At 66.3% G+C, this 24,515-nt stretch carries 25 protein-coding genes; 20 read left to right on the forward strand and 5 right to left on the reverse strand.

Translation table 11 applies throughout. From position 1 onward, the window contains the following. Positions 1 to 9 precede the first annotated feature (9 nt). From murG to NV382_RS18870, 9 genes are all read left to right on the forward strand, one after another. Entirely contained in the window at positions 10 to 1,173 is a 1,164-nt protein-coding gene (gene murG / locus NV382_RS18830; protein ID WP_260598361.1) for an undecaprenyldiphospho-muramoylpentapeptide beta-N-acetylglucosaminyltransferase, read from the forward strand. Continuing rightward, positions 1,170 to 2,588, forward strand: coding sequence for a UDP-N-acetylmuramate--L-alanine ligase (gene murC / locus NV382_RS18835; protein ID WP_260598362.1), 1,419 nt, complete (start codon positions 1,170 to 1,172; stop codon positions 2,586 to 2,588). The genes murG and murC overlap by 4 nt, the downstream gene beginning before the upstream one ends. Positions 2,589 to 2,694: 106 nt before the next feature. After that, positions 2,695 to 3,606: a UDP-N-acetylmuramate dehydrogenase gene (murB, locus tag NV382_RS18840; RefSeq protein ID WP_260598364.1), complete on the forward strand. Its 912-nt coding sequence runs from the start codon at positions 2,695 to 2,697 to the stop codon at positions 3,604 to 3,606. 23 nt (positions 3,607 to 3,629) lie between these two features. Beyond that, positions 3,630 to 4,523 (forward strand): D-alanine--D-alanine ligase, encoded by an 894-nt coding sequence (locus tag NV382_RS18845; protein WP_260600483.1) that lies wholly within the window; start codon positions 3,630 to 3,632, stop codon positions 4,521 to 4,523. Between the two features lie 148 nt (positions 4,524 to 4,671). Continuing rightward, complete coding sequence (locus NV382_RS18850; RefSeq protein WP_260598365.1) at positions 4,672 to 5,613, forward strand: cell division protein FtsQ/DivIB; 942 nt, start codon at positions 4,672 to 4,674, stop codon at positions 5,611 to 5,613. 5 nt (positions 5,614 to 5,618) lie between these two features. Further along, positions 5,619 to 6,881 (forward strand): cell division protein FtsA, encoded by a 1,263-nt coding sequence (gene ftsA / locus NV382_RS18855; RefSeq protein WP_260598366.1) that lies wholly within the window; start codon positions 5,619 to 5,621, stop codon positions 6,879 to 6,881. A 112-nt stretch (positions 6,882 to 6,993) separates the two neighbouring features. Continuing rightward, the gene (gene ftsZ / locus NV382_RS18860) at positions 6,994 to 8,499 is read left to right on the forward strand and encodes a cell division protein FtsZ (protein WP_260598367.1); all 1,506 of its coding nucleotides are present in this window, start codon (positions 6,994 to 6,996) and stop codon (positions 8,497 to 8,499) included. Positions 8,500 to 8,643: 144 nt separating this feature from the next. Beyond that, positions 8,644 to 10,860, forward strand: a complete 2,217-nt coding sequence (locus tag NV382_RS18865) for an SPOR domain-containing protein (protein WP_260598368.1) — start codon at positions 8,644 to 8,646, stop codon at positions 10,858 to 10,860. A 127-nt stretch (positions 10,861 to 10,987) separates the two neighbouring features. Next, entirely contained in the window at positions 10,988 to 12,148 is a 1,161-nt protein-coding gene (locus NV382_RS18870) for a deoxyguanosinetriphosphate triphosphohydrolase (RefSeq protein WP_260598369.1), read from the forward strand. A 197-nt stretch (positions 12,149 to 12,345) separates the two neighbouring features. Here the strand turns inward: NV382_RS18870 and NV382_RS18875 are convergent, their stop codons facing one another. After that, positions 12,346 to 12,636 (reverse strand): hypothetical protein, encoded by a 291-nt coding sequence (locus NV382_RS18875; protein ID WP_260598370.1) that lies wholly within the window; start codon positions 12,634 to 12,636, stop codon positions 12,346 to 12,348. A 212-nt stretch (positions 12,637 to 12,848) separates the two neighbouring features. On the opposite strand from NV382_RS18875, the gene argS reads away from it, so the two are divergent. From argS to tatC, 8 genes are all read left to right on the forward strand, one after another. After that, positions 12,849 to 14,570 (forward strand): arginine--tRNA ligase, encoded by a 1,722-nt coding sequence (gene argS, locus NV382_RS18880; RefSeq protein ID WP_260598371.1) that lies wholly within the window; start codon positions 12,849 to 12,851, stop codon positions 14,568 to 14,570. Between the two features lie 3 nt (positions 14,571 to 14,573). After that, positions 14,574 to 15,308, forward strand: coding sequence for an SPOR domain-containing protein (locus NV382_RS18885; protein ID WP_260598372.1), 735 nt, complete (start codon positions 14,574 to 14,576; stop codon positions 15,306 to 15,308). Between the two features lie 222 nt (positions 15,309 to 15,530). Further along, complete coding sequence (locus NV382_RS18890) at positions 15,531 to 16,538, forward strand: glycoside hydrolase family 3 N-terminal domain-containing protein (protein ID WP_260598373.1); 1,008 nt, start codon at positions 15,531 to 15,533, stop codon at positions 16,536 to 16,538. A 614-nt stretch (positions 16,539 to 17,152) separates the two neighbouring features. Continuing rightward, entirely contained in the window at positions 17,153 to 17,881 is a 729-nt protein-coding gene (locus NV382_RS18895) for a segregation and condensation protein A (protein WP_260598374.1), read from the forward strand. After that, positions 17,878 to 18,468 (forward strand): SMC-Scp complex subunit ScpB, encoded by a 591-nt coding sequence (scpB, locus tag NV382_RS18900; protein WP_260598376.1) that lies wholly within the window; start codon positions 17,878 to 17,880, stop codon positions 18,466 to 18,468. The genes NV382_RS18895 and scpB overlap by 4 nt, the downstream gene beginning before the upstream one ends. Positions 18,469 to 18,497: 29 nt before the next feature. Further along, positions 18,498 to 18,728, forward strand: coding sequence for a twin-arginine translocase TatA/TatE family subunit (locus NV382_RS18905; protein ID WP_260598377.1), 231 nt, complete (start codon positions 18,498 to 18,500; stop codon positions 18,726 to 18,728). A 32-nt stretch (positions 18,729 to 18,760) separates the two neighbouring features. Then, complete coding sequence (tatB, locus tag NV382_RS18910; protein WP_260598379.1) at positions 18,761 to 19,231, forward strand: Sec-independent protein translocase protein TatB; 471 nt, start codon at positions 18,761 to 18,763, stop codon at positions 19,229 to 19,231. Then, positions 19,228 to 20,007 carry a twin-arginine translocase subunit TatC gene (gene tatC, locus NV382_RS18915; protein ID WP_260598381.1) on the forward strand — a complete coding sequence of 260 codons (780 nt, stop codon included), beginning with the start codon at positions 19,228 to 19,230 and terminating at the stop codon, positions 20,005 to 20,007. Before tatB ends, tatC begins: the two co-directional genes overlap by 4 nt. Positions 20,008 to 20,067: 60 nt before the next feature. Here the strand turns inward: tatC and NV382_RS18920 are convergent, their stop codons facing one another. From NV382_RS18920 to NV382_RS18930, 3 genes are all read right to left on the reverse strand, one after another. Then, positions 20,068 to 20,196 carry an entericidin A/B family lipoprotein gene (locus NV382_RS18920; RefSeq protein WP_260598382.1) on the reverse strand — a complete coding sequence of 43 codons (129 nt, stop codon included), beginning with the start codon at positions 20,194 to 20,196 and terminating at the stop codon, positions 20,068 to 20,070. 279 nt (positions 20,197 to 20,475) lie between these two features. After that, positions 20,476 to 22,044 (reverse strand): sensor histidine kinase, encoded by a 1,569-nt coding sequence (locus tag NV382_RS18925; RefSeq protein ID WP_312026783.1) that lies wholly within the window; start codon positions 22,042 to 22,044, stop codon positions 20,476 to 20,478. A 79-nt stretch (positions 22,045 to 22,123) separates the two neighbouring features. Then, on the reverse strand, positions 22,124 to 22,288 hold the full coding sequence (locus tag NV382_RS18930) for a NepR family anti-sigma factor (RefSeq protein WP_260598383.1): 165 nt from the start codon (positions 22,286 to 22,288) through the stop codon (positions 22,124 to 22,126). A gap of 245 nt (positions 22,289 to 22,533) precedes the next feature. On the opposite strand from NV382_RS18930, the gene NV382_RS18935 reads away from it, so the two are divergent. The 3 genes from NV382_RS18935 to NV382_RS18945 all read left to right on the forward strand — a co-directional run bounded on the left by NV382_RS18935 (position 22,534) and on the right by NV382_RS18945 (position 24,282). Next, complete coding sequence (locus NV382_RS18935; protein ID WP_260598384.1) at positions 22,534 to 23,340, forward strand: response regulator; 807 nt, start codon at positions 22,534 to 22,536, stop codon at positions 23,338 to 23,340. A 73-nt stretch (positions 23,341 to 23,413) separates the two neighbouring features. Beyond that, positions 23,414 to 23,551: a hypothetical protein gene (locus NV382_RS18940; RefSeq protein ID WP_260598385.1), complete on the forward strand. Its 138-nt coding sequence runs from the start codon at positions 23,414 to 23,416 to the stop codon at positions 23,549 to 23,551. Positions 23,552 to 23,637: 86 nt separating this feature from the next. Further along, on the forward strand, positions 23,638 to 24,282 hold the full coding sequence (locus NV382_RS18945) for a sigma-70 family RNA polymerase sigma factor (RefSeq protein ID WP_260598386.1): 645 nt from the start codon (positions 23,638 to 23,640) through the stop codon (positions 24,280 to 24,282). 7 nt (positions 24,283 to 24,289) lie between these two features. Here NV382_RS18945 and NV382_RS18950 read toward each other — a convergent pair whose 3' ends face one another. Continuing rightward, a complete protein-coding gene (locus NV382_RS18950) occupies positions 24,290 to 24,463 on the reverse strand; it encodes a hypothetical protein (protein WP_260598387.1) in 174 nt (57 codons plus the stop codon). Between the last annotated feature and the right edge of the window lie 52 nt (positions 24,464 to 24,515).

Consider the following 24,515-nt stretch of genomic DNA (forward strand, 5'->3'; position numbering starts at 1 on the left):
GTTCGTGCAGTGAGCAGGCAGAAGCATTTCGTATTGGCCGCAGGCGGCACCGGCGGGCACATGGTGCCGGCTGCCTCGCTGGCGGGAGAGTTGCGCAAGCGCGGGCACCACGTATCGCTGATCAGCGACGCGCGCGGCGTGCGGTTTCCGGGGCTGTTCGACAATGGCCCAGGCGGCGTGCAGACGCACGTGCTGCCCGCCGGTCGTCTGGCAGGCGGACCGATCGGCTGGGCCAAGGCCGCGCGCGCGATGGTCGAGGGCCGGGCGCTGGCGATCGAGCTCTACAAGCATCAGCGGCCCGCCGCGGTGATCGGTTTCGGCGGCTATCCCGCATTGCCGGCATTGCTGGCCGCGTTCCACCACAAGATCCCGACGGCGGTGCATGAACAGAATGCGGTGCTCGGCCGGGTCAATCGGCTGGTCGCCGGCCGGGTGGACGCGATCGCGACCTCCTATGCCGATGTCGAACGGCTGAAGGACAAGTATCGGGGCAAGGCGCGCCTCGTCGGCAATCCGGTGCGCGAAGCCGTGCTGGCGCTCCGCTCGCAGCCTTATCCGCTGCTCGAGGAAGACGGCATCTTCCGCGTGCTGGTGACCGGCGGCAGCCAGGGCGCAAGCGTGCTGAGCCAGATCGTGCCCGACGGATTGTCGCTGCTGCCGGTCAGTTTCCGGCGGCGATTGCAGGTGACGCACCAGGCGCGGATCGAGGATATCGACGCGGCGCGCGCCAAATATGCCGAATTGTCGATCGCGGCCGAACTCGCCACCTATCTGCCGGACATGCCCGAGCAACTCGCCTGGGCGCATCTGGTGATCGCACGCGCCGGTGCCTCGACGCTGGCGGAACTGACCTGTGCGGGCCGGCCGGCGATCCTGGTGCCGTTGCCCGGCGCGACCGACGACCACCAGACTGCCAATGCCCGCGAGATGACCCAGGCCGGCGGCGCACGGACGATCGACCAGCGCGCCTTTACCCCGGTCGAACTCGCCAAGCAGATGCAGCGGCTCGGGCTCGACCCGCTGGCGCTGCAGAATGCCGCCGGCCGCGCACGCAGTTGCGGACGGCCCGATGCCGCACGCGATCTCGCCGATCTCGTCGAGAGCCTCGATCAAACCAACAGCGCCCTGCCGATCGGCGTGCCGCTGCCGACCGGAAAGCCGAGCTTCGCATGAGGGGTGTCGCAACGGATATCGGCACGATCCACTTCGTCGGCATCGGCGGGATCGGCATGTCGGGCATTGCCGAGGTGATGCATAACCTGGGGTACCGGGTACAGGGATCCGATGTCGGCGAAGGCTATGCCGTCGAGGGATTGCGCGCGCTCGGCATCCAGGTCGCGATCGGCCACGATGTCGCCAATCTGGGGGATGCGGCAGTGGTCGTGACCTCGACCGCGATCAAGCGCGACAATCCGGAAGTCTATGCGGCACTCGAACGGCGCATTCCCGTCGTGCGGCGTGCCGAGATGCTGGCCGAGCTGATGCGCCTGAAATCGACGGTTGCGGTTGCGGGCACGCATGGCAAGACCACGACAACGAGCATGATCGCGGCATTGCTGGATGCCGGCGGCGTCGATCCGACCGTGATCAACGGCGGGATCATCAACAGCTATGGGTCGAACGCGCGGCTGGGCGCATCCGACTGGATGGTGGTCGAGGCGGACGAGAGCGACGGCAGCTTCCTGCGGCTCGACGGCACGATTGCGGTCGTCACCAATATCGATCCCGAGCATCTCGATCATTATGGCTCGTTCGATGCCGTGAAGGACGCGTTCGTCGATTTCATCGAGAACGTGCCCTTTTACGGCGCGGCGTTGCTGTGTCTCGATCATCCCGAAGTGCAGGGGATCATCCCGCGCGTGCGCGACCGTCGCGTAGTGACGTACGGCTTTGCCGCGCAGGCCGATGTGCGCGGTGTGAACGTGACGCCGATCCCCGGCGGCAACCGCTTCGAATGCCTGGTGCGCAGCCGCGATGGCTCGGTGCGATCGATCGAGGGAATCGAGATGCCGATGCCCGGGCGGCACAATGTGCAGAATGCGCTGGCGGCGATCGGCGTGGCGCTCGAACTCGGCATCGACGACGCGACGATCCAGCAGGGTTTCGCCAAGTTCGGCGGGGTAAAGCGCCGCTTCACCAAGGTCGGCGAGGTCGCGGTGGATGGCGGGACGGTGACGGTAATCGACGATTACGGGCATCACCCGGTCGAGATCAGGGCCGTTCTGTCGGCGGCGCGCGAGGGCGTAGAGAACCGCGTGATCGCCGTGGTCCAGCCGCATCGGTATTCGCGACTGGGCAATCTGATGGAGGATTTCGCACAGGCCTTCAACGACGCCGACATGGTGCTGGTCGCTCCGGTCTATGCCGCAGGCGAGATGCCAGTCGAGGGTGTGGATGCCGAGGCTCTGGTCGAGGGACTGAAAAGACGCGGGCATCGCTCGGTAGCGACGGTGGCCAATGCCGCGGGGCTGGCGGAGGCTCTGGCGGGCGTAGTGCAGGCCGGCGACATGGTGGTGTGCCTGGGGGCCGGGGACATTACCAAGTGGGCGGCTGGGCTGGCCGATGCGATCACGGCGGGGCGCGCGTGACTTACGGGATCTGCCCCAACCCGTTCGCCCTGAGCTTGTCGAAGGGCGTGTTGCAGGGCACGTGCTTCGACAAGCTCAGCACGAACGGATCAGGGGTGGCTGACCGATGAGCGTCGCGCTCGCAGCTCGCGCTACTCTGCCTCAAGTGCAGGGCCGCCTGACCGAAAACGCCCCCCTGGCGCCGCTCGTCTGGTTCAAATCGGGCGGCACCGCCCAGTGGCTGTTCGAGCCAAAGGACGTGACCGATCTCGGCGGCTTTCTGCGCGACCTGGATCCCGCGGTGCCGGTGATGGCGCTCGGCCTGGGCTCGAACATGATCGTGCGCGACGGCGGCGTGCCGGGCGTGGTGGTGCGGCTGGGCAAGGCGTTCGCCAGGGTCGAGGCGCTGGATGCGACCACGCTGCAATGTGGCGGCGGGGCATCGGGCATTCTGGTATCGTCGACGGCGCGCGATGCGGGGATCGCCGGACTGGAATTCCTGCGCTCGATTCCCGGCACCGTCGGCGGGTTCGTGCGGATGAATGGCGGCGCCTATGGGCGCGATACGAGCGAGATCCTGGTCGCGTGCGACGTCGTGCTGCGATCGGGCGAGTTGATCACGCAGGCGGTGGACGCGCTTGGCTATACTTATCGGCATTCATCGCTGCCAGACGGTTGCGTGGTGGTCAGCGCGACTTTCCGTGGCGTAACCGGCGAACCGGGGGCGATCCAGGCCGAGATGGACCGCATCGCGGCCTCGCGCGAGGCTTCGCAGCCGCTGCGGTCGAAGACCGGCGGGTCGACGTTCAAGAACCCCGAAGGCCACAAGGCCTGGGAATTGGTGGACCGGGCGGGCTGCCGCGGTCTGCGGCGCGGCGATGCGCAGGTGAGCGAGAAACACACCAATTTCTTGCTCAATCTGGGCGCCGCGACGAGCGCGGAGATTGAGGCATTGGGGGAAGACGTGCGGGCCAAGGTCTTGGCGCATTCGGGGGTGGAACTGGAGTGGGAAATTCAACGGGTCGGGGTGACGTCGTGAGTGGGTTGCACGTCGCCGTCCTGATGGGCGGGTGGTCGGCCGAGCGCGAAGTGTCGCTGATGTCGGGCGAAGGGATCGCCGAGGCGCTGGAATCGCTCGGGCACCGCGTCACGCGGATCGACATGGGCCGCGATGTCGCCGCCAGGCTCGCCGACGCCGCGCCCGACGTGGTGTTCAACGCACTGCACGGCACGCCCGGCGAAGACGGATCGGTGCAGGGGCTGCTCGATCTGATGGGTCTCACCTACACGCATTCCGGGCTCGCCACCTCGGTGATCGCGATCGACAAGGTGCTGACCAAGCAGGCGCTGGTCCCGCATGGCATTCCGATGCCCGGCGGGCGGATCGTGCGGACCGAGACCCTGTTCGAGGGCGATCCATTACCGCGGCCTTATGTCCTGAAGCCGGTCAACGAAGGATCCTCGGTCGGCGTGGCGATCATCACCGACCAGGGCAATTACGGCAATCCGATCGCCGCGGCGAGCATCGGCCCGTGGAACGAGTTCGACGAACTGCTCGCCGAGCCGTTCATCCGTGGCCGTGAGCTGACGACGGCAGTGATCGGCGCCCAGGCGATGGGCGTTACCGAGCTACGCCCGAAAAGCGGCTTCTACGATTACGAATCGAAATATACCGACGGCCTGACCGAGCATATCTATCCCGCCGATGTGCCCGACGAGATTACCGCCGCGTGCAACGCGCTGGCGCTGGAGGCGCACCGCGTGCTCGGCTGCAAGGGCACGTCGCGGTCGGACTTCCGCTGGGACGATGAGTGCGGCGTCGAGGGGCTGTTCCTGCTCGAGGTCAATACGCAGCCCGGCATGACCCCGCTCAGCCTGGTGCCGGAGCAAGCGCGGCATAACGGCATGAGCTATGCCGAACTGGTGCAGAAGATCCTCGACGAGGCGTTGGCATGAGGGTGGTGGGCCGCTGCCAGCCGACGAGCCCGCCGTCATCCCCGCGCAGGCGGGGATCCATACTGGCTGACCTCGCTTCTCCATCTTCGACGTTCGAGATTATGGGTTCCCGCCTGCGCGGGAATGACTGCCTAGGGAGCGGGGTGCCATGAGCAGCCGCACGCTGAAGCGCAGCCCGGCGCGGCGGCCGGTGCAGAAGCGGGCGCCGCGTGTGTCGATGATCGACCGCGGCATCGCCGCGTTGCCGGTCAGCGAAGCGACGGTGCACCGCATCGCGACCTGGTCAATCACCGGCGCGGTGATGGCGGGGCTGGGCACGCTGGCGGTGTGGATGGGCGTGCCATCGGCGGTCGGCACGGCACTGGCGGAAGGCGTCGGCCGGGCAGGCTTTCGCGTCGAGCAGATCGAGGTGACGGGCCTCAGCCGCATGGACCGCATGTCGGTCTATGCCGTCGCGCTCGACCAGCAATCGCGTGCGATGCCGCTGGTGCGGTTGGAGGATGTCCGCGCCAAATTGCTGCAATATGGCTGGATCGAGGATGCGCATGTCTCGCGCCGCCTGCCCGATACGCTGCTGGTGCACGTGGTCGAGCGCAAGCCGACCGCGGTGTGGCAGGACAAGGGGCAATTGTCGCTGATCGGCCCCGACGGCGTGTGGCTGGAGCCGGTGCGCGCCGACGCGATGCCAGATCTGCCGCTGGTGATCGGGCCGGGCGCGAACCAGCAGGAAGCGGCGTATCAGCAATTGCTGAAAGCGGCGCCGGCGCTGAAGCCGCTGGTCAAGGCCGCGACCTGGGTCGGCAACCGGCGCTGGAACCTGACCTTCGAGAGCGGCGAGACGCTGGCCTTGCCGGCGGGCGACGCGGCGGCGGCAGCGGCGCTGGCCAAGTTCGCGCAGCTCGACGGGTCGAAGCCGCTGCTCGGCAAGGGCTGGCTGCGCTTCGACATGCGCGACCCGAGCAAATTGGTGGCGCGCAAGCCCGGCGACAGTGCCGGGCGTGCGATCACCGACCCCAATGAAGCGGGCGCCGCTGCACAACCTGCAGTGATCGAAGCGAAAAAACATGTTAGTGCGGCGGGGCAAGGATAACTGGCATGGCGAAGGTTGCACCGGAAGAACTGATCACGGCGCTGGACATCGGATCGTCCAAGATCTCGGCGATGATCGCGCAGAAGGGCGATGGCGGCGAGCTGATCGTGCTCGGCACCGGCCAGCGCGAGAGCCGCGGCGTGAAGCGCGGCTATATCGCCGATGCCGACGCGACCGAGGCGGCGGTGCGCGAGGCGGTCGAGCAGGCGGAGCGGATCGCCGGCGTCAACATCCAGAACGTGTGGGTGAGCTTTTCCGCCGGCGGGCTGGTCAGCGATGTCGCGTCGATCGAGTTCGAACTGGGCGGGCACCGGGTGGAGCAGTCCGACATTGATGCGCTGCTGCATGCCGGCCGTGAGTCGATCGATCCCGCCGGCCGCATGGTGCTGCACGCGCAGCCCGCGCTGTACACGCTGGACGGGCTGACCGGCGTGAAGAAGCCGCTCGGGCTGCATGCCGACCGGCTGGGCGTGCATATCCATGTCGTCGCGGCAGATGGATCGCCGGTACGCAATCTGGGGCTGTGCGTCGCCAATGCGCATCTTGAGGTCAAGTCGATCATCGCCTCGCCGGTGGCGACCGGCATGGCGTGCCTCAGCGACGAGGAGCGCGAACTGGGCGTGGCCCTGGTCGAGCTGGGCGCGGGGATCACCAACGTGTCGCTGTTCGCCGGGGGGATGCTGGTCGGGCTCACCTCGATCCCGTTCGGGGCGCAGGACATCACCGACGATATCGCCAGCGCGTTCGGCACGTCCCGCGCGCAGGCGGAGCGGATGAAATGCTTCTACGGCTCGGCCAATGCTTCGCCGCGCGACAATCACGACATGATCGACGTGGCGCCGATCAGCGGCGAGGAGGGGCAGAGCGACGGCACGCGGATCACGCGTGCGCAGTTGATCGCGGTGATCCGCCAGCGGCTCGATCATCTGGTGGGCGAAGTGCAGAAGGCGCTGACCGAGCTGAAATTCTCCGGACCCGTAGGGCGGCAGGTGGTGCTGACCGGCGGGGGCGCCGAGTTGAAGGGCGTGGCCGATTATGCGCAGCAGGCGCTGGGTCGATCGGTGCGCATCGGCCGGCCGCGCGGGCTGACCGCCTTGCCCGAGGCGCATTCGGGCCCGGCTTTCGCGACGCTGGCGGGACTGGCTTTCTATGCCGCGTCCGATCCGGTCGATCTGCGCGCGCTGGCGGGCAAGCACCAGATGGTCCACCGGCCCAAGGGGTTGGGCGCGATCCGGCGGCTGATCGCCATGGCGCGGGCCAATTATTGAACAAATACCGCAACTGGTATCTTTCACGCTGGAACGCGCCCAAGGGTTGGTGCAGGAAGCGGATTACGAACTTTTTTGTGCCGGAGTGTTGGCGCACGGTGGAGATAGGCAGATGAGCATCGAATTTCTGGCACCGGAAGTCGACGAACTGACCCCGCGCATCGCGGTGATCGGCGTCGGCGGGGCAGGCGGCAACGCGATCGCCAACATGATTGCGGCCGAAGTGCAGGGCGTCGACTTCCTGGTTGCCAATACCGATGCGCAGGCGCTGAAGCAGTCGAGCGCATCGCAGCGCATCCAGCTGGGCGCCAAGATCACGCAGGGCCTGGGCGCCGGTAGCCGGCCGGAGATCGGTCGCGCGGCCGCCGAAGAGACGATCGACAGCCTCGCCAAGATGCTCGAGGGCAGCCACATGGTGTTCATCGCCGCGGGCATGGGCGGCGGCACCGGCACCGGCGCGGCCCCGGTCATCGCCAAGGCGGCGCGTGACATGGGCATCCTGACCGTCGGCGTGGTGACCAAGCCGTTCGCCTTCGAGGGCAATCGCCGCGCCAAGGCGGCCGAAGCCGGGATCGAGGAACTGCAGAAGTATGTCGATACGCTGATCGTCATCCCCAACCAGAACCTGTTCCTGGTCGCCAATGCGAACACCACCTTCAAGGAGGCGTTCCAGATGGCGGACGAGGTGCTGCAGCAGGGCGTGCGCGGCATTACCGACCTGATGGTCATGCCCGGCCTGATCAACCTCGATTTCGCCGACGTCCGTTCCGTCATGCAGGAAATGGGCAAGGCGATGATGGGTACAGGCGAGGCATCGGGCGACAATCGCGCGATCGAGGCCGCATCCAAGGCGATCGCCAACCCGCTGCTCGACGGCGTGAGCATGAAGGGCGCCAAGGGCGTGATCGTCTCGATCACCGGCGGCGACGACATGCGCCTGCTGGAAGTCGACGAAGCGGCCAACCACATTCGCGAATTGGTCGACGAAGACGCCAACATCATCTGGGGGTCGGCCTTCAACCAGGACCTGGAGGGCAAGATCCGCGTGTCGGTGGTCGCCACCGGCATCGAGGCGACCGCACGCCCGGCCGAGGCAACGGCGCCCGCACCGCGCGCGTTCAGCTTTGCCGGCACGAAGAAGCCGGAGGCACCCGCCGCGTCTGCCGCTTCCGTGATGGAGCCGGCGCCGACGGTCGAACCGCAGGCGGCCCCCGTGCTGCCGCGCGACGAAGCGCCGAGCTATACGCCTGCAGCCGAGCCGGAAAAGGCTGCGCCGCTCGCGCCGCAGCATGAAGAGGCCGACGAACTGGTGCTCGGCAGCGAGAGCGAAGCACCGCCGGTGCGCGCTCCACTTACCTTCGGCGACGATTCGGTCGCGCTGCCGGCGCAGGATGTCGCCGATGGCAGCCAGCGTCGTCGCTGGTTGTCGCCGGGTGCGCCTGCCGCCGAGACGCCGGCGGAAGCGCCGGCCGGTGCGCCGCGCGTGAAGCTCGGTGGTACGCTGTTCGAGCGCATGTCGGGTGCGACGCGCGGCGCGGCGCGTGACGAGGAGGCCGATGCGGCCGACAAGGATGCGATCGATATCCCGCGTTTCCTGCACCGCCAGAACAATCAGTGAGGTAGCCCGGCAACGACGCGAACCGGTGTGTCGCCGGTTCGTGTCGTTCCGTCGCTTGGCGGCGCCGCCGGCCATTGCCGGTTAGGCCTGGCTGGCGTTTACCCCGAAGCAGTGATGCAATCCTTTCGACTCCCTCAGATAGCCGTGACGGCGCTGGCCTGTGCGCTGGCGGCCGTGGCACCCATGTCCGCCTGGGCGCAGGGCTTCGTGCAGCAGGCAACGCCGGATGCGGACGAGCTTGCCGCCGAGATGCGCCTGCTCGGCGCCAATCCACGCGATGTGGCGGCGATGGTGCGCGCGGGCGAACTGACGCTGAAACTCGGCGATACCACCGCCGCCGCCGGCTTCTTTGCGCGTGCCGAGCGAATCGACCCGAGCAATCCCAGGATCAAGGCCGGTAAGGGTAGCCTGCTGGTGCAATCTGGCCGGCCGGGTGAGGCACTGCTGCAATTCGGCCAAGCCGAGCAATTGCGCGGCGACGTGCGACGGTTCGCGTCCGACCGCGGCTTGGCCTATGATTTGCTCGGGGAGCAGGAGAGGGCGCAGCGCGATTACCGGCTGGCGCTGCGCGACGGCCCGGCGGACGAGACGCTGCGGCGTTATGCGCTGTCGCTGGGCATTTCGGCCAAGCGCGAGGAAGCGCTGGCGGTGATCGATCCGTTGCTCCGCCGCAGCGACCGCGGCGCGTGGCGCACGCGTGCCTTCATCCTGGCCATGACGGGCGATGCGGCTGGCGCGACCAAGATCGCGACGAGCATGATGCCCGGCGGCATGGCGCAGGGGCTCCAGCCGTTCTTCGATCGCCTACCGCGCCTCGGGCCGGTGGATCGCGCCTTTGCGGTGCATTTCGGCGAAGTGCGCCCGTCGCCGGCGCGACTGGCGGACGCGCGGCTCGCGCCGCGCTTGCCGGCGCTGGCACCCGAGCCCGGACGTGCCCCACCGGTAGCAGTCTTGGCTGCCGCGCAGCCGAGCAAGGCGGACCGCAAGAAGGAGCGCCGCCGCGGACGGCGCGAGAAGATCGAACTCGCCTCGGCCCCGGCGCCCGTGCCGTTGCCGCAGCCGCCCGCCTATCAAGGGTCGGCGCTTGCCTCGACCGGGGCGTTGCCGGCACCGGTCTACGTGCAGCAGGTGCGACGCCCGGCTTACGTGCCCACGGCGCCGGCGCGTGCGCTGCCGTCCGTGTCGCTCGCGTCGAACAATCGGATCGTGCCGGCAATGACGATGTCGGCGGTGCCGGTCCGTCCGGTGCCCGAGACGAACACGCGGGTGGTAGAAACGCCGCGCATCATCAGCGAAGCACCGATCAGGGCGGTGCCGCCAGCCGCCTCGGCAAGCGCCGTCGTTACGCCGCGCCCCGTGGTGGTCGAGCCGCGGCCGGCGCCAGTGCTGGTGCCTTCCGCGGTAACGCCGGGCGCGGCCGCCACCGTGACGCCCACGCCGGCGGTCACGCCCGTGCTCCAGCCGGCGCGTGTCGATGCCGTTGCGAAGCAAGCGTCGCCTGCCTTTGTCCCGACGGCGCCGGTCGTCAGCGCGGCGGTATCGACTCCGCCTCAGGTCTCGACGCCGAGCAGCTCCCCGGCACCGCAGCCGATCCCGTCCATGTCGGTCGCCGCGGTGACGCCGCCGTCGCCACCGTTGACCGCGCCATCGGCAACGCTGCCGCCGGCGCCCGGACCGGCACGCGGGGAGGATTCGATCCTGGCGAAGATCATCGCCAACATCACTGTTCCAGGTTCCGAGCTGGATGTCGCACCGGTGGATCCTGCACCCGCGCCGGTCGAGACGGCTGCTGCGGCACCCACCGGGCCGGCACCGATCGTCGACGCGTCCGTCGCTGCGCGGCGTCAGCCGCCGCGCGCCGATGCGCCGGATGCGGACGAGCGGGCAGCGGATACGCGCCACAACGACAAGGCCGCGTTGGACAAAAAGCTCGCGGACAAGAAGCTTGCCGACAAGAAGCTGGCCGACGCCAAGACGCTCGCGGCCACCAAGAAAGGTGCCGATACCAAGAAGGCGGCCGAGGCCAAGAAGCTGGCAGACGCCAAGAAGGCCGAGGAGCTGAAGAAGAAGGATCCCAAGCTGCTCGAGCCGGCGCGGATCTGGGTGCAGGTGGCGGGCGGCGCGAACCAGGGTGACCTGGCCAAAGAATGGACGCGGGTGAAGAACAAGGCACCGGCAGCCTTCAAGGGCAAGAGCGGCTGGACGACACCCCTGCGCGCGACCAATCGCGTGCTCGCCGGGCCGTTCAAGACCGACAGCGAGGCGCGCGCGTTCGTCAATGCACTGACGAAGGAGGGGCTGTCCGGCTTCTCAGTCACCAGCGAGGCAGGCCAGAAGGTTTCGCGGCTGGGCGCAAAGTGATTGCCCATTTCGACCTGTCATCCCGGACCTGGTCCGGGATCCAACGTGCTGCACAGGTAACCGGTGCGGCGTTTGCGGGACCCTGGTTCCCGGACCAAGTCCGGGATGACGGCCGTGAGGTATGGGTTTGACGTACCCTGCGCCCTGGGCATCCGTCCCGGAGCGCAGCCGCGGTCGCCTGCATAAAGAACAAAGCGAGACCCAGCGCGGCCCGCGCGATGCCTTTCAGCGCGACCGCGATCGCATCATCCATTCGATCAGCTTCCGTCGCCTGCGCCACAAGACGCAGGTGTTCATGGCGCCCGACGGCGATCATTTTCGCGTTCGCCTGACGCATAGTCTGGAAGTGGCGCAGATCGGGCGCACCATCGCGCGCGTGCTTGGGCTGAACGAGGACCTGACTGAGGCGCTGTGCCTGGCGCACGATATCGGCCATCCGCCCTTCGGCCATGCCGGCGAGGATGCGCTGCAGGCGGCGCTCGCTGGACATGGCGGGTTCGATCACAACGGTAACACGCTGCGCGCGCTGATGACGATCGACTCGCCTTATCCGCGCTGGCCCGGACTGAACCTGACCTGGGAGACGCTGGAGGGGCTGGCCAAGCATAACGGCCCGATTCGCGAGCCGCGCTGGGCACTGGCGGCAGCCGATGCGGCGTTCCCGCTCGACCTGACGCATTGGCCGAGCCTGGAGGCGCAGGTCGCCGCGATCGCCGACGATATCGCCTATGACAATCACGACATCGACGATGGCCTGCGCGCCGGGCTGCTCGACGTGCAGCAATTGATGGCCGTGCCGTTCGTCGCCGGCGGCTGGAAGGCCGTGTGCCGCAGCAACGACGATATCGCGCCCCAGCGGCTGGTCGGCGAACTGATCCGCAGCCAGATCGGCGCCATGGTCAACGACGTGATCGACGAGACCAGGCGCCGCATAGCCGCCGCGGGCATCGCCAATGCCGAGGATGTCCGGGCGGCGGGTCAGCTGGTCGGCTTCTCCCCCGCGATGCGCGAGGACGAGCGGCTGCTGAAGCGCTTCATGTACGACAATCTGTACCACCATCCGCGGCAGCTGGCAGCGGCCGATGCGGCGCACGGCGTGGTAGCGGGGTTGTTCACCGCCTACCACGCCGATCCAGCACTGATGCCCGATGATTGGTCCCGCCTGCCACGGCAGGAGCCGGACCGCAGCCGTCACATCGCCGACTTCATCGCCGGCATGACCGACCGGTACGCCGTCACCCGCTATCGCGAGGCGGTCGGTCCGGTCGATCTGCCCGAAGGGTTCTAGCGCGTGATGACTTGGGGTACGCTCACCCCCCGTTCGTCCTGACTAGCGATCGAGTAGCGCCAATCGCGCATTGAGAGGACGTGTCGAAGGCCACGCGCCCGCGCGCTCCAAGGTGCTTCGATACGAGCCCTCGATACGGCCTTCGGCCTACTCGGTCTCTACTCAGCACGAACGGGTAGAGGTTTTAAGTTATCACTTTAGCGCGCCGCGAGCGTCGTGGCGGAGCGGGCCAGTGGCCGGTCGACCGCGAACGACACTGGAACGCCACCGGCGCGACCGTTGACCTGCTTGCCGCGCACGGTCAGCTTGAACGGCCCACCGACGGGTGAGGCGCGGCCGGCGAGCACTGTCGTGTCACCAACCTTGGTCGCGGTGTAGACATAGGTGACACCGTCGCGCGTGAAGCTGCGCTCGGGCGACGCTTCCTGGGCAAAAGCGGGGGCGGCGATGGTGGCGGCAAGCGCGAAGGCGGCGAACAGCTTGGTCATGATCTTGGGTCCTTTCGATTGGGTCGAAAGCCGGATCAGCATCCTCAGCCGCTGCTATGCTTGTTGAGCCACGAATATTGCAGTGCAGCATAGCCGCCAATCGCAAAGTGCGCGCGACCAGTTGCAGCAAACGCATGCGTCACGGGCAGTTATTTGAGTCCGCCGGTCCATTCGGCTAAAGGCCGCGCTCGCTTCAATCGACCGGACCCATCATGACCCTGTACACCCGTTTTACCGCGCATCTGGAGACCGTGCTCGACACGCTCGTCGCCGCGGGTGACCTGCCGGCCGGGCTCAGCCGTGCCGCAGTGACGGTGGAGCCGCCGCGCGACGTGACGCATGGCGATCTGGCTACCAACGCCGCGATGGTGCTGGCCAAGCCTGCCGGCACCAATCCGCGTGCGCTGGCCGACAAGATTGCCGCTGAACTGGCCAAACTGGACGAGGTCGAACGCGTATCGGTCGCCGGGCCGGGCTTCATCAACATGGTGCTGGTGGAGGATATCTGGCGCACCGAATTGTCGGCGATCACCGATGCGGGCGACGATTACGGGCGGTCGACTCAGGGGCGGGGGACGACCGTCAACATCGAATATGTCTCCGCCAATCCGACAGGACCAATGCACATGGGGCATTGCCGCGGCGCGGTGGTCGGCGATGCGCTGGCCAGCCTGCTGGAATTTGCCGGCAGCAAGGTGATCCGCGAATATTACGTCAACGATGCCGGCGGCCAGGTGGATACGCTCGCCCGCTCGGTGCACCTGCGCTACCGCGAGGCACTGGGCGCGACGATCGAGATTCCGGAAGGGCTGTACCCGGGCGATTACCTCGTACCGGTCGGGCAGGCGTTGGCGCAGGAATTCGGCGACCGCTATGTCGAGGCGCCGGAGAGCGACTGGCTGGTGCCGTTCCGCAAGGCGGCGGTCGCGGCAATGCTGGTGCTGATCAAGCAGGATCTGGCGCTGCTCGGTATCCATCACGATCTGTTCTCGTCGGAAGCCGAATTGCAGGCCGCGGGCAAGCCCGAAGCGGCCGAAAAGGAATTGCGCGCGCGCAACCTGATCTATGATGGCGTGCTGGAGGCGCCCAAGGGGCAGGAGCTAGAGGATTGGGAGCCAGTGGTGCTGCCGCTGTTCCGCTCGACGCAATTCGGCGACGATCAGGATCGGCCGATCCGCAAGTCGAGCGGCGACTGGACGTATTTCGGCGCCGATCTCGCCTATCATTACCAGAAGGCGCAAAGCGCGGACGCGCTGATCGACATCTGGGGCGCGGATCATGCCGGGACGGTGAAGCGCATCGTCGCCGCGGTGCAGGCGCTGACCGGCGGCAAGACCCGCTTCGACGTCAAGCTGGTGCAGATGGTGCGGCTGCTGCGCGCCGGCGAGCCGGTGAAAATGTCGAAGCGGTCGGGCAACTTCGTCACGCTTGCCGATGTCGTGATCGAAGTCGGGAAGGATGTCGTCCGCTTCACCATGCTGACGCGCAAGGCCGATGCGCAGATGGATTTCGACTTCGCCAAGGTGGTGGAGGCGTCCAAGGACAATCCGGTATTCTACGTGCAATATGCCCATGCCCGGATCGCCTCGCTGAAACGCAAGGTGGCGGAAGCGGGGATCTCCTGCACTTCGATCGATCTGTCCCAACTTGACACGCAGGAACTGGCACTGGTGAAGCTCTGCGCGCAGTTCCCGCGCATCGTCGAGACTGCCGCAACGGCGCGCGAGCCGCACCGGATTGCCTTTTATCTCTATGACTTGGCGGCGATGTTGCATGCCGCGTGGAACATGGGCAAGGATGATCCCGCACGGCGATTCCTGATCGCCGACGATGCCGCCTTGACGTGCGCGCGCCTTTTCTTGGCCGACGCGATCGGGCAGGTTATCCGCAACGGACTCGGCATCATGGGGGTGCAGGCGGTCCAGGAGATGTGACGGATGGCCAATTCTGGCGACTATGACACGCGCGACGAGGATCGTCTGCCGTGGCTGGAAACGGTCGAGGCCGATTACGACCAGGGCCCCGCAGTGTTGCGCATCGTCCTGCTGGTGGCGCTCGGCGTCGCGTTGCTTGCCGCCGCCGTGTACGCCTATTCGCGGTACGAGCAGAGCCGCGGTGTCGAGGGCAATGGCGATCTGATCGCCGCGCAGGAAGGCGATTACAAGGTCAAGCCCGACGATCCCGGCGGCCTGAAGGTCGAAGGTGAAGGCGACAGCGCCATCGCGACCAGCGACGGCACGGCCGGCGGCAATGCGGTGATCAATGTCGACGCCGCGCCGGAAGCACCGGTGACGGGCACCAAGGCCAAGCCCGGCACCAGCAACGCGATGGGCGGCAGCAAGGCCGTCGTCGCGGTACCCGCATCCGGCGGCAAGCTGACCGCGACCCCGCCGACGCAGGGCCGCATGCCCGCTGCCAATGCGGCATCGTCCGGCGGCGCGCTGGTGCAGCTCGGCTCTTTCGCCAGCGAGGCCGAGGCCAATGCCGGATGGGCCAAGTCGTCCAAGCGCTTCACCTATCTCGAGCCACTGGGCAAATCGGTGCAGAAGGCCGAGGTGAACGGGCGCACGGTATATCGCTTGCGCGTCAATGCCGGCAGCGCCGGGCAGGCATCGGCATTGTGCGGCAAGCTGAAGGTTGCGGGCGAAGCGTGCTTCGTGGCGAGCAACTAGGGCGAGGCTAGCGTCGCCTGCTGCGCCGAATATGACCTCGTTCTCTCGCAAAGCGGAAGCCCAAGGCCACAGACGATATCTACCGGAGCCCTGGACTCCCGCTTCCGCGGGAGAACGCTGCGATTGCGGTAAATGGCGCTGCACAACTGCCACACCCCCACCGCTCGACTTAGGCACGTGCGGCGGGGTAGGGCGGTGGGCTAGGCATTTAGCGAGCACATCATGATCCCCGTCATCTTCGGCCTGTCCGGGCCGGTCGTCACGCCCGCGGAGCGCGCCTTCTTCACCGCCGCGCAGCCCGTCGGCTTCATCCTGTTCGGACGCAACATCGAAACGCGCGGACAGCTGCGCGCGCTGACCGACGATCTGCGCGCGATGACGGGGCGCGACGACCTGCCGATCCTGATCGACCAGGAGGGCGGGCGCGTGGCGCGGATGCGGCCCCCTGAATGGCCGGTCTTCCCGGCCGGGCCGGCCTTCGATGCGCTGTACGAGATCGCGCCGATCTCCGCGATCGAGGCGGCGCGCGCCAATGCCGAGGCGATCGCGCTGATGCTGGCCGAGGTGGGCATCACCGTCGATTGCCTGCCGCTGCTCGACGTGGCGCAACCCGACGCGACCGAGGCGATCGCCAGCCGCGCGCTGGGGCGGGAGCCGCAGCGCGTGGCGGCGCTGGGCCGGGCGACGCTGGACGGGCTGCAACGCGGCGGCGTGGTCGGCGTGGTCAAGCACATGCCGGGGCATGGTCGCGCGATCGTCGATTCGCATCATCTGCTGCCGACCGTTTCTGCCACCGAGGGGGCACTGGCCGACGATCTGGCGCCCTTCAGCGCGCTGAAGGATGCCGTTATGGGCATGACCTCGCACATCGTGTTCGAGGCCTGGGACGCAGAGCGCCCGGCGACACTGTCCCCGGTCATCATCGGCGACATCATCCGCACGCGCATCGGCTTCGACGGGCTGTTGATGACCGACGACATCGACATGAAGGCGCTGAGCGGCAGCGCGGGCGACAAGGCCGCCGGTGCGATCGCTGCGGGGTGCGACCTGGTGCTCGATTGCTGGGCGCGGATGCATGAGATGAAGGATATTGCCGGCCGGGTGCCGGAGATCTCGCAGGTTGCGGTGGTGCGACTCGATCGCGCGATGGCGACGATCGCTGGGGTACGGGGCGAGGGGGATTTCGAAGCGCTGATTGCCAAGCGCGATGCGTTGCTCGCGCTGGTCTGATGCACGTCGGCGATCGAGCGTGCAAGGCGGCGGTTTGTGGATGCGTAAAGCCAGCCTAGCCGTCACCCCGGACCTGTTCCGGGGTCCACCAAGCGGCTTGCCTCTACGATAGCGCCTTCAAGGGCGGATTGTGCGGCGCAGTGGACCCCGGAACAAGTCGGCAACTATCCCTTTCCAAAATGGTTCGTCATCCCCGCGAAGGCGGGGATCCATAGTGGCGCGCTTAGCGGTTGAAATCAGACGTTCGAGTATATGGATCCCCGCCTGCGCGGGGATGACGGCGAATTACTTGTTCCAGCGGTACAACTGCCGAACAAGTCCGGGGTGACGGCTGGGTAGGGGGGCACCGTCATCTGTGCAGTCGCTTGGGACCCTGGGCTCCCGCTTTCGCGGGAGAACACGAAAGTATGTGCTGGAGGCAGAGTTTCATGACTTCAGACAGATCCACCACCATCCGTTCGTGCCGAGCGGAGTCGAGACACCTGCGCTGGGGAAAGGTGTCTCGACTTCGCTCGACACGAACGGGTCTGTAGGGCCACCGCAGTCTGGCTTTCGATCATGCCGAGCATCACGATCCGGGTGGCCGCCACGCCCGATCCCGCTAGTGTGCCCCGATGAGCGAAACCGATACCCTGACCCTGGAGATCGATGGCTGGGAGGGCCCGCTCGATTTGCTGCTGGCGCTGGCGCGCAATCAGAAAGTGGATCTGCGCGAGATTTCGATCCTGGCGCTGGTCGAGCAATATCTGCGCTTCGTGGATGAGGCGGCGGCGCTGAAGCTGGAGCTTGCCGCCGACTATCTCGTGATGGCGGCATGGCTCGCCTATCTGAAATCCGCGCTGCTGCTGCCGCGCGACCCCACGATCGAGCCCGATCCGGACGAGCTGGCGCTGCGGCTGCAACTGCGCCTCGAACGGTTGAATGCGATGCGTGAGGGCGGGGCGCGGTTGATGGCGCGGGACAGGATAGGGCGGGATGTGTTCGTGCACGGCCAGGCGGAGGGATTGCGCACGACGCGCAAGGCGTTGTGGCAGGCGGAGATCTTCGACCTGATCGCCGCCTACGGCCGGATCGCAGCGCGCAACCGCCCGGTGATGCACGTGGTGACGGATCGCCACGTCATGACGCTGGAGGCCGCACTCGAGCGCGTGTCGCGCCTGCTCGGCACATCGATCGAGTGGCGCGCGATCGGGGCTTTCCTGCCCGATACCGCGAACGCGCAATTTCGCGCCTCGGCACTCGCCTCCAGCTTCGTCGCGGCGCTGGAGCTGGCGCGCCAGGGCAAAGTGGAGTTGCGGCAACACGCGCCGCTCGCGCCGCTATACCTGCGGGCACCGGCATGAGCGGGTTTGCCGATAGCCGCGACGAGCTGGTCCGCGCGGTGGAGGCGGTGCTGTTCGCCGCGACGACGCCGATGTCCGTGGAGGCGATCCGCGCGCAGCTGAACGACGCGACCGGTGTGCGTGCGGCGCTGGCGCGCTTGCAGGAAGATTATGCGCCGCGCGGCATTCAGCTCGTCAGGCGCGGAGAGCGCTGGCATTTCCAGACCGCGGCCGATCTCGCGCATCTGCTGCGCCGTACCCATGAGGAGCCGCGCAAGCTCAGCCGTGCGGGCATCGAGACGCTGGCGATCATCGCCTATCACGAACCCGCGACTCGCGCCGAGATCGAGGCGATTCGCGGCGTGCAGATATCCAAGGGCACGATCGACGTGTTGATGGAGGCAGGCTGGGTTCGCCCGGCCGGCCGACGCGAGGTGCCGGGGCGCCCGCTTCTCTATGCCACGACGGCGGAATTCCTCGCGCATTTCGGCCTTGCCAGCCGCCGCGACCTGCCTGGGCTAGACGATCTGAAGGCGGCCGGGTTGCTCGACCCCGTCGATCTCGCAACCGAGCAACTGGAGGTGGTAACTGAAACAAAACAGGACTAGACACCCTGCAACCTCCAAGGAGATGCGTGATGGGTAGTTTCAGCCTGGTTCATTGGCTGGTGTTCGGAGTGGTTGCGATCCTGCTCCTGGGCGGCGGTCGTTTCTCGAACATGATGGGCGATGTCGCCAAGGGCATCAAGCAGTTCAAGAAGGGCATGGCCGAGGAAGACGACAAGCCGGAAGTCAGCCGGATCGACGCGAAGAAGGCGGCCGATCCCGCATTCGATCGCGACGGCGAGAAGCTGCGCGAAGAGCGCTGAGTTTTAGCTTTCTTCGCTGACAGGCTTTTTGAATGTTCGACGTCGCGCCTACCGAATTGCTGCTCGTCGCGATGGTCGCGCTTGTCGTGATCGGCCCCAAGGATTTGCCGAAAGCGATGCGCTTTGTCGGCTTCTGGGTCGGTCGTGCGCGTGGCGTGATGCGTCAGTTCCGATCCGGCTTCGATTCAATGGTCCGCGAGGCGGAACTGCACGAGATGGAAAAGAAGTGGGCGGCCGAGAACGAGCGCATCATGCGCGAACATCAGCCGAGCACCGACCACAGCGTGCCCGAGGTTATCGTGCAAGACCATGATGTCGTGGAGCATGCCGCGGCCGGCGAACCGCCGGTTGCGGGCGATCCTCCGCCAGTGATGGTCGAGCAACCTGCGATGATCGAGCAGCCGATTCGGCCCCAGGTGCCTGACAGCGCCGACGTGCCGGCGCATCATCCCAGCGCCGTCGAGGCCGCGTCGCCGACGACCGACCCGAAGACGGCGTCGTGAACGACACGACCGAGATCGACGCTACCCGCGCGCCGCTGCTCGATCACCTGATCGAACTGCGTCGTCGGCTGCTCTATTGCGCGCTTGCGCTGGCGCTGACCTTTGCCATCGCCTTCTATTTCTCCCGCCCGATCTTCAGCTTCCTGGTCCACCCGCTGGTGCAGGCGGGGCAGAACAAGATCATCTATACGCAGATCTTCGAGGCGTTCCTGGTCCAGGTGAAGGTCGCCTTCTTCGCCGCGATGATGGCGTCCTTCCCCGTGATCGCGATGCAATTGTGGCAGTTCGTCGCGCCCGGTCTGTACCGCCAGGAAAAGCGCGCGCTGCTGCCTTTCCTGCTGGCAACGCCGGTGCTGTTCCTCAGCGGCGCCGCCATGGCCTATTACATCGCGGTGCCGATGGCGTTGCACTTCCTGCTGTCGTTCCAGGGCGATCTGGGTGGCATCCGGCAGGAGGCGCTACCCTCGGTCGCCAATTACCTGTCGTTCGTCATGCAGTTCCTGTTCGCGTTCGGCGCGTCCTTTCTGCTGCCGGTGCTGCTGATGCTGCTCGAGCGGGCAGGGATCGTGACGCGCAAGCAACTCGTCGCCGCCCGGCGGTATGCGATCGTCGCGGCATTCGCGCTCGCCGCGGTGCTCACCCCGCCGGATGTTGGCTCGCAGCTGCTGTTGGCGATCCCGCTGGTGATGCTGTACGAACTCGCGCTGATCGGCATCTGGTTCACCGAGCGGAAGCGGGCGAAGGTCGCCGCGGCCGAGACCATCGAGCCCGCCTGACATGAAAAAGCCCCCTCCCCATAGGGGAGAGGGCTCGGTACTTCGCCGAATGGCCGAAGCTTAGTCCTTGGCAGTCTTCGCGACTGCGTCGCCAGCCGACGAGACGTCCTTGCCGGCACCAGCGACGGTGTTGCAGGCGCTGACCAGCAGAGCAACGGCCACGGTCGCGATCGGGATGAACTTGCGCATATTGGATCTCCTTGCAGGCGTATCTGCCTAGATAGCGGAAATGATCGAAGGCGCTGGATCGTTCCGGCTGCGCTCCGATTTTTCACGGCAGATGAGGTGCAAGCCCGCAGAAAGTAGTGGGGCCCGGAAGCGCCTCCGGGGGGGGAGGGTAGACGCTTCCGGGCCCATGTCGTGGATAGCGAGAGCGGGGGGGCATAAATTCGCTATCCGAAGACAAAACGGCCATCGAGAAGATCGGTTCCGGCTTTTTCGCGAAAAAACGATCGCGGTCGGAATCGATCAGTCGCGGCCGATCACCGCGATGGCGATCTCGTAGGCACCGATCAGTGGATCGTGGTGCAACTTGGCACGCAGCTGGCGGGACAGACCCTCCATCACGCGGCCATACCGATCGGTCAGTCCATCCTGCAGCGCACCGCAATCGATCAGGGCCGGCGAACTGACGCGCAGGATGGCCCGGTCGACGGTGTCGCCGCCCTTCACCGAGATGCGGATCTGGGCGCCCGCATTGCAGCTCATGGCGAGCTCGACGATTTCCGTCAGCAGGAATGCCACCGCCACGCCGACATCCTGGTTGACCAGCCATGGCTCGACATCGAGCACGATGCCGAGCTGCGAGGCGCCGGCAGGGGCGGTCGCGCGAATGTTCGATGCGAGCTCCCCGATCACCGAGCGCAGAGACAGGCCGCGGCTTTCCTCCATCTCGGCAAAGTGATGGCGGTGGACGACCGCGAGCGCATCGACACGGCGCTGGATGCCGGAATAAGCCGCCGTCGCCTCGACCGATTTCGAGCCACGCGCATGGAAATTGATCAGGCTGGAGATCACCTGGAGATTGTTCTTCACGCGGTGATGCACTTCGCGCGTGAGCTTGGTCTGGCGCACCAATCCCTCGGCAAGGCCGGCCTCGTGCGCCGCCACGGTGCGGCTGATCGCGCGGAACGTGTCGCCGAGTTCGCGGATCTCCTGCGCGGGCAAGGCGCGGACCTCGTCGGGATCGATCTCCTCGCCGGGCACATAGGCGGCCACCGTGGTGCGCAGCCGGCGCAGCGGCCGGATCAGCAGCCGATCGACGATGAACCAGCCAATGCTCGCCGCCGCGGCCCACATCAGGATCGGTAGCAGCAGCGCGATCAGCAATGGCGACGATATCGGCAAGCTGCGCACCGTCATGCTGAGCGTCAGCTCCCCGATTCCAAGCGCGGCATGAAGGGACTCACGCCGCTCCAGCGCAGCACGTGGCGGCAATTCGACCAGCATGACACTGTCGCCGCCGCGCTCGAGCGTTGCTTCGAACGGCGGGGTAAAGCCGCTCGGCCGCCCGGTCTGTGCCAAGAAGCCCGCCGGGAAGAAGGCCGTGGCGCTCGTGCCACCGGCTCGGCCGCCGATCGCCAGGACGAGGCCCCGTCCCGGCAGCACGCGCGCGGCGATCGGCGCATCATGGGCGGAGGGGATCAGCACCATGGGCGCTGGCAGCTGCGCGCCGCACAACAGGCGCCCACGATTGTCGACGATCGCAAAGCGCGTGCCGCCAGCTGCCTGCTGCGCGAAAACGCCTTGGGCGCGTGCGCAGCTCGGCGCGTCGCCCGCATCCGCATCCAGCGCGTTCAGCGCAGTGCGCAAGGCGGTCATGTCGCCGATCAGCTCGATCGACAGTTTGCGCGCGCTTTCGGAAGCTGCGACCCGCAGCCTGGCGCGCGCATCGGCATCGGCATTCTGTGTGGTCTTCAGGGTCGCAAAGAAAGCGATCACCGCCAGCGGCAGCAAGGCGGCACTCAGGATCAGGAAAATCTTGGCGCCGGTCGGGATCTGCGCGACGAAGAGCGACGAGCGGCTTGGCACGATCACGTTCGACGCGTCTTCGGCACCGTCACTGCTATCGGCGGAACCCGGAGCGCGCTGGGCGGCGGGATCGATCACGAACCGGTCAGTCGAGCTTGCCCAGTAGATCGAGCAGGTCGTCAGGTATCTCTTCCTCAACCGTCTTCTGATACACGGTGCGCAGTGCCGCACCCATGTCGCGGTCCTTGTTCTGCACCTTTGTACTTGCCGTCTCGGCCGCCGGTTTTTTCGAAGAGTCGCCCGAACGCAATGCAATGTCCCCTGGAATTCCGGACATCGCCGGCAACGAATGGTACGAACGCGACACGGAGCGGTCGTGGTGACCGCTGGGTGGACCTTAGTGTGAACAGCGGATGAAACCAAATACAACCTCGATTGTTCCGCTTGCGAGCCGAAAAAATCCGGTTGGGTGCCTGGCACGCGAAACGCATTGCAAAGGCGTTGAGTGGCTTCCACAAGGGCGCGGCCATTTCACGTCAGGAGACCTCGACAGTTATGTCGCTTGGACAGCAACTTGCCCCTCATCTTCCCTTCCTGCGCCGCTATGGTCGCGCGCTGACCGGTAGCCAGACCCATGGCGACCGTTATGTTCGTGCCACGCTGGAGGCGATCGTCGCCGCGCCGGCCGAGTTTCCGCGCGACGTCGATCCGCGGTTGGGCCTCTACCGCATGTTCCAGGCGATCTGGGCGTCGACCAATTATGACGAGACGTTGGAGAATTCCGGCGCCGATGAGGGCGACGATCATGAATCGATCGCACGGGCGCGGCTTGCGCACATGACGCCATTGTCGCGCCAGGCACTCCTGCTGACCGCGATGGAGGGCTTCACGCCCGAGGACACGGCGTATCTGATCGACGTGGATGCAAGCGAAGTGGATACGCTGGTCGCCGAGGCATTGAGCGAGATCGAGAAGCAGACGCGCTCGCGCGTGCTGATCATCGAGGACGAGCCGATCATCGCCATGGATATCGAGACGATCGTGCGCGATCTCGGCCATGACGTGACCGGCGTTGCCGTCACGCGCGACGAGGCAGTGGCGCTGGCGATGGAGGATCGGCCGGGCCTGGTTCTGGCAGATATCCAACTGGCGGACGATTCATCCGGCATAGACGCGGTGAAGGACATCCTTGCCGAGTTCGAAGTGCCGGTGATCTTCATCACTGCCTTCCCGGAGCGGCTGCTGACCGGCGAACGTCCAGAGCCGACGTTCCTCATCACCAAGCCGTTTCAGCGTTCCACCGTCAAAGCGGCGATCGCGCAGGCCTTGTTCTTCGATCAATCGACGGTGCCGTCAGCCTGATGAAAGGTGCCCGCGAAGGACGAAAGTTCCCGTTGATACGGAGCCAAAACGTTTTTCGCGGGTTTGAGCTTGCATGACCGATCCTAACGAAAAAATCCATGTATCCGGCACCGAGGCGCGCGGCGGCGCGACCCCCGGGGTGACCCGCTACGTTCTGGCTATTTCCTTGGTGCTCGTGATCGCGATTTTCGCGTACCTGCTATTGCGTTAATATTCCCGGCGATTGTTGGAGCTGCCGTGGCGCAAAGCGCCGCGGCTTCCTATGTTATACGCCGGTGAGGCAAAGAGCGGGTATTCATGAGCGACTCCGACACGACAGAAGACGATATCGGCCAAGACGTGGTGGTCGAACATGTCCCGCTGTCCGATCCCGAATTCAAGAAGGAATTGGCGCAGGTCATTCCGCATCTGCGCGCCTTCGGTCGGTCGCTTTCGGGTAATCGCGATCTCGCGGACGATCTCGTCCAAGAGACCTTGATGAAAGCCTGGGCTGCCCGCCAGCGCTTTCAAGCCGGCACGAACATGCGCGCCTGGACCTTCATCATCCTGCGCAACCTGTATCTCAGCCAGATGCGCCGGGCGCGCTTCAAGGGCGAGTGGGACGATCTGGTCGCCGACAAGATTCTTGCCGCACCTGCCAGCCAGGACCGCCACGTCGAGTTGGGCGATATGCAGCGTGCGTTGCTGCACCTGCCACAGCCCCAGCGCGAAGCGTTGATTCTCGTTGGTGCCGGTGGCTTTGCCTATGAAGAGGCAGCCGAAATCTGCGGCGTGGCCGTCGGCACGATCAAGAGCCGAGTCGCGCGTGGTCGTGTGGCGCTTGAGGCCATTCTTGGCGACGGATCGCTGCCGTCGCGCCGCACGCACAGCAATGAGCCTGGCATGACCGCGCTCGATACGATCATGGGTGAAGTCGAAAGCCTCAGTCGCAATCGCGACTGAGGTGGGGTCAGTCGATCTGGTCGAGCCTGTCCAACAGCATGGTGAACATGTCGGGATGCTCGAGCCGATTGTCGTACGCCAAGTGAAGTGACCGCGACATCATCTCGCCGGCGCAGGATATGCCCACGCGGACTCCGTCGAAACCTATGCTGTCCGGGTGCGTAGCGACGGGTTCGGTCATGTGGTATAAACGGCTGATGACGTCATTTGTTGCTCACCGATGACCAATGTTA

Source organism: Sphingomonas endolithica, assembly GCF_025231525.1.
In the GTDB taxonomy this organism is placed as follows: Bacteria; Pseudomonadota; Alphaproteobacteria; order Sphingomonadales; family Sphingomonadaceae; genus Sphingomonas; species Sphingomonas endolithica.

Excerpts from the sequence above, each read along its gene's own strand:
- murC (WP_260598362.1), top strand. The coding sequence starts at position 1,170 with ATGAGGGGTGTCGCAACGGATATCGGCACGATCCACTTCGTCGGCATC.
- murB (WP_260598364.1), top strand. The coding sequence starts at position 2,695 with ATGAGCGTCGCGCTCGCAGCTCGCGCTACTCTGCCTCAAGTGCAGGGC.
- NV382_RS18845 (WP_260600483.1), top strand. The coding sequence starts at position 3,630 with ATGGGCGGGTGGTCGGCCGAGCGCGAAGTGTCGCTGATGTCGGGCGAA.
- NV382_RS18850 (WP_260598365.1), top strand. The coding sequence starts at position 4,672 with ATGAGCAGCCGCACGCTGAAGCGCAGCCCGGCGCGGCGGCCGGTGCAG.
- ftsA (WP_260598366.1), top strand. The coding sequence starts at position 5,619 with ATGGCGAAGGTTGCACCGGAAGAACTGATCACGGCGCTGGACATCGGA.
- ftsZ (WP_260598367.1), top strand. The coding sequence starts at position 6,994 with ATGAGCATCGAATTTCTGGCACCGGAAGTCGACGAACTGACCCCGCGC.
- NV382_RS18875 (WP_260598370.1), bottom strand. The coding sequence starts at position 12,636 with ATGACCAAGCTGTTCGCCGCCTTCGCGCTTGCCGCCACCATCGCCGCC.
- argS (WP_260598371.1), top strand. The coding sequence starts at position 12,849 with ATGACCCTGTACACCCGTTTTACCGCGCATCTGGAGACCGTGCTCGAC.
- NV382_RS18885 (WP_260598372.1), top strand. The coding sequence starts at position 14,574 with ATGGCCAATTCTGGCGACTATGACACGCGCGACGAGGATCGTCTGCCG.
- NV382_RS18890 (WP_260598373.1), top strand. The coding sequence starts at position 15,531 with ATGATCCCCGTCATCTTCGGCCTGTCCGGGCCGGTCGTCACGCCCGCG.
- NV382_RS18895 (WP_260598374.1), top strand. The coding sequence starts at position 17,153 with ATGAGCGAAACCGATACCCTGACCCTGGAGATCGATGGCTGGGAGGGC.
- scpB (WP_260598376.1), top strand. The coding sequence starts at position 17,878 with ATGAGCGGGTTTGCCGATAGCCGCGACGAGCTGGTCCGCGCGGTGGAG.
- NV382_RS18905 (WP_260598377.1), top strand. The coding sequence starts at position 18,498 with ATGGGTAGTTTCAGCCTGGTTCATTGGCTGGTGTTCGGAGTGGTTGCG.
- tatB (WP_260598379.1), top strand. The coding sequence starts at position 18,761 with ATGTTCGACGTCGCGCCTACCGAATTGCTGCTCGTCGCGATGGTCGCG.
- NV382_RS18920 (WP_260598382.1), bottom strand. The coding sequence starts at position 20,196 with ATGCGCAAGTTCATCCCGATCGCGACCGTGGCCGTTGCTCTGCTGGTC.
- NV382_RS18935 (WP_260598384.1), top strand. The coding sequence starts at position 22,534 with ATGTCGCTTGGACAGCAACTTGCCCCTCATCTTCCCTTCCTGCGCCGC.
- NV382_RS18940 (WP_260598385.1), top strand. The coding sequence starts at position 23,414 with ATGACCGATCCTAACGAAAAAATCCATGTATCCGGCACCGAGGCGCGC.
- NV382_RS18945 (WP_260598386.1), top strand. The coding sequence starts at position 23,638 with ATGAGCGACTCCGACACGACAGAAGACGATATCGGCCAAGACGTGGTG.
- NV382_RS18950 (WP_260598387.1), bottom strand. The coding sequence starts at position 24,463 with ATGACCGAACCCGTCGCTACGCACCCGGACAGCATAGGTTTCGACGGA.